The organism is Pseudomonas sp. P4_D7, from assembly GCF_056401755.1.
On sequence record NZ_JBFUIR010000119.1, the window covers coordinates 1 to 3,226 of the forward strand.

Annotated in this window: 4 protein-coding genes, 3 tRNA genes and 1 rRNA gene; all 8 read right to left on the minus strand. The window is 51.6% G+C overall.

The annotated features are described in order from the left end of the window. On the minus strand, window positions 1–268 hold a 268-nt coding region (locus tag AC1DVF_RS28740; RefSeq protein WP_256588461.1), incomplete at its 3' end, for a GTP-binding protein. 85 nt (window positions 269–353) lie between these two features. After that, window positions 354–429 (minus strand) — tRNA-Thr (locus tag AC1DVF_RS28745). A 26-nt stretch (window positions 430–455) separates the two neighbouring features. Then, window positions 456–529 (minus strand) — tRNA-Gly (locus tag AC1DVF_RS28750). 25 nt (window positions 530–554) lie between these two features. Then, window positions 555–639 (minus strand) — tRNA-Tyr (locus AC1DVF_RS28755). Between the two features lie 143 nt (window positions 640–782). After that, the gene (locus tag AC1DVF_RS28760; RefSeq protein WP_093434400.1) at window positions 783–1,214 is read right to left on the minus strand and encodes a hypothetical protein; all 432 of its coding nucleotides are present in this window, start codon (window positions 1,212–1,214) and stop codon (window positions 783–785) included. A 7-nt stretch (window positions 1,215–1,221) separates the two neighbouring features. Next, the gene (locus AC1DVF_RS28765; RefSeq protein WP_093434397.1) at window positions 1,222–1,974 is read right to left on the minus strand and encodes a pantothenate kinase; all 753 of its coding nucleotides are present in this window, start codon (window positions 1,972–1,974) and stop codon (window positions 1,222–1,224) included. Continuing rightward, on the minus strand, window positions 1,964–2,917 hold the full coding sequence (birA, locus tag AC1DVF_RS28770) for a bifunctional biotin--[acetyl-CoA-carboxylase] ligase/biotin operon repressor BirA (RefSeq protein WP_460089078.1): 954 nt from the start codon (window positions 2,915–2,917) through the stop codon (window positions 1,964–1,966). Before birA ends, AC1DVF_RS28765 begins: the two co-directional genes overlap by 11 nt. A gap of 133 nt (window positions 2,918–3,050) precedes the next feature. Next, a 5S ribosomal RNA gene (gene rrf / locus AC1DVF_RS28775) occupies window positions 3,051–3,166 on the minus strand. Between the last annotated feature and the right edge of the window lie 60 nt (window positions 3,167–3,226).

The window sequence follows — 3,226 nt, forward strand, 5'->3', positions numbered from 1 at the left end:
TCACATAGTCAGCGTGACCTGGGCAGTCAACGTGAGCGTAGTGACGGATCTTCGAGTTGTACTCAACGTGTGCGGTGTTGATGGTGATACCGCGAGCTTTTTCTTCTGGTGCGCTGTCGATCTTGTCGAAGTCAACGATTGCGGAACCGAAAACTTCGGAGCAAACGCGAGTCAGAGCAGCAGTCAGAGTGGTTTTACCGTGGTCAACGTGACCAATGGTCCCAACGTTGACGTGGGGCAGGGAACGATCAAATTTTTCCTTAGCCATCGATATCACCCTCAACAGAAGAAATTAGACAAACAATATCAACCATTAAAACAAAGGCAGATATTTTCATATCTGCCTTGTTATATGGAGCTCTTGAGCGGATTTGAACCGCTGACCTCACCCTTACCAAGGGTGTGCTCTACCAACTGAGCTACAAGAGCAAAACACTTTGCAAAACCTGCAAACTTGGAGCGGGTAGCGGGAATCGAACCCGCATCATCAGCTTGGAAGGCTGAGGTTCTACCACTAAACTATACCCGCGGAGCCTGCAGCTCACGCTTAAATCTGGTGGAGGGAGAAGGATTCGAACCTTCGAAGTCGTAGACGTCAGATTTACAGTCTGATCCCTTTGGCCGCTCGGGAACCCCTCCTAATCAGGCCGGCATTCTATACTATGCCAAACCCCTGTCAAGCATTTTCTCATTTAAAAACCTGAGGTTAGCTGCGTTGACATCGCTTCATTTTGAATCCCTACTTAGGTCTTCGCTGTGGAGCGGGCGCCATTCTATGCAAACTATTCAGTAGGTGCAACCCCCTCACACAGCATTATTTTATGTTTTAACTCATTGAATTCGTTGGAAAGGTTTTGGAGCTGGGCATCCCCCAGCAAACGCTGGCCCTGAGGCGAAACAGACAACCAATAACCAGCCCCAGAAGAATCCCTCGACGAAGATTTTACATCGACTCCCATTTCAGCCAAACGCTGCTGGAGCGCCGTAATCGACTCCTGTCGAGAAAAACCACCAAGGAACAGACACTCTTGCCGACGCCCTCCCTGCCCCTCTCGAACATTGCTCGTCGTTTCACTGAGCAAGCGAATGTCTTGCTGGGAACCTCGATACAAACTAAGAGGCGTTACATCCTTCGCCCGCAAGGGCGCCTCCTGCTGATGCCAGACATAATAGAAAACATTAAGAACAAGAAGCAGGAGGAACAACCAACGCATACAAACCTCAGGAAAAAGGACACGCCATAGCCAGCCCCACAAACACCAGGTCAGGAACGACTCGGGCCTCAGGGGCGACAGCTGCAACCAATTCAGCATCCCCCCCAGTTATAAAGACTGCGAAGTCTTCTCTCCAGTAAGAGCGCGCCAGTTCCAACTGTGTCAATACGAAACCTCGCAACATCAATGAACACCCGCGCTCCACCGCCTCAGCAGTGGTCCGCCCAGGCGCATTGCTTGACAGCGCGCGCTCAGCCGCCAGATCTCCATAGCGAATCTTACGGGTATGCGTACGCAACTGATTTCGCATCAAAGGCATTCCGGGGCAAATAAAACCACCAAGATGCTCACCACCCGCAGCAATAAAATCTGCAGTCACTGCCGTACCGAAATCAAGCACCAGGCAAGCGCCGCCTGATGCGAGATGAAACCCGCCAAGCATGGCCAGCCATCGATCCAGCCCTAGACGCTCGTACTCTTCATAACCGTTTTTGACACCGGACATTTCACGTGCGGGCTTCGCGCACACCACCGAAATACCAAACTCACGCTCGATAATAGCGATCAAGGCATCAGTCTCCTCCGCAGTCCTGACACTGACCACGCGGCACTTACGAAGCTCAAGCCCATTGAGAGCTTTCAAACTGTCTAGCAATGCGAGATCAGAGTCGACAACCCCTTCGGAAAAGACAGCGCCAAGTGCAGCCTTCAGTACTCGCCACTTAATGAAGCTGTTCCCACAGTCGAGCTCAAGAATCATCACGCAACCTCAGGCTGAGCTCACCACCACTAAAGACTTTTTCCACACCATCCACCTTCAGGCGCAGCGCACCCTGACTATCGATTCCGAGCACAACACCATCTATCTGACTGGAACCCGCAATCAATGACACAGAGCGATCCTGCCACAAATGGTTCGCCTCCCATTCCGCCTGGAGAGCCGAAAAACCATCCACTTGATGGCGCCGGATATAAACACTTAACTGCTTACTAAGTTCTGCCACCAGGGAGTTACGGTCAGTACTCCTACCTGACTCAAGCCGAATCGAAGTCCATTGCTGGCCAACTTCATCAGCCACTTGCATGTTCACATTTACACCAATACCCAGCACCACATGGCAAACATCTGCCGGATCACCAACGAGTTCAAGGAGAATGCCGGCAATCTTCTTGTTACCCACCAAGACATCGTTGGGCCACTTCAATCCCGCACCTGGCACTCCAAAATTTCTCAGAGTCTGCAAGACAGCCAACCCAACAACAAGACTCAAGCCCTCGAGCTGGCGCATTCCACCATCAATACGCAGGACAAGGCTGTAATAAAGATTCTCTGCAAAGGGACTTACCCACTTGCGACCTCTTCGCCCACGACCAGAGACTTGGCGTTCCGCGAGCACCAAAAAGGGCGCCAAACTACCTTGGCCAATCGCCCGCAAGGCCTCAGCGTTTGTCGAGTCGACCGAATCCAAGACCATCACCGGCCAATCTGGCGCCATTGCCGATATTGCTCGAGAGTCGAGTAGCGTCAATGGAACAGCCAATTGATAGCCTCGTCCTCGCACTTTATGAATGGACAAGCCAAGCTCAGCCTCAAGATGCTGAAGCTGTTTCCATACCGCACTTCGACTTATTCCCAAGGCGGCGCCAAGATCCTGACCAGAATGGAATCGGCCATCTTTCAGGAGGTTCAACAACGTCAACATGCAGGTCTCGCCCTCACAATGAGGCCCGAATAATATCCATGACCCGGGCTGTTGCATAGAAATCAAGCAGATGCTTTTCCTGCGGGCAAAACAAAACCCCAACTGCTTTCGCAATTGGGGTTTCGGAATTTAATCTTGACGATGACCTACTCTCACATGGGGAAACCCCACACTACCATCGGCGATGCATCGTTTCACTGCTGAGTTCGGGATGGGATCAGGTGGTTCCAACGCTCTATGGTCGTCAAGAAATTCGGGTACTGACTCGTGACCTTGTGGTCTCGCTTCAGCAAATTGGGTATGTGACAG

Coding starts and splice junctions, on each gene's coding strand:
- AC1DVF_RS28760 (WP_093434400.1), bottom strand. CDS start 1,214: ATGCGTTGGTTGTTCCTCCTGCTTCTTGTTCTTAATGTTTTCTATTAT.
- AC1DVF_RS28765 (WP_093434397.1), bottom strand. CDS start 1,974: ATGATTCTTGAGCTCGACTGTGGGAACAGCTTCATTAAGTGGCGAGTA.
- birA (WP_460089078.1), bottom strand. CDS start 2,917: ATGTTGACGTTGTTGAACCTCCTGAAAGATGGCCGATTCCATTCTGGT.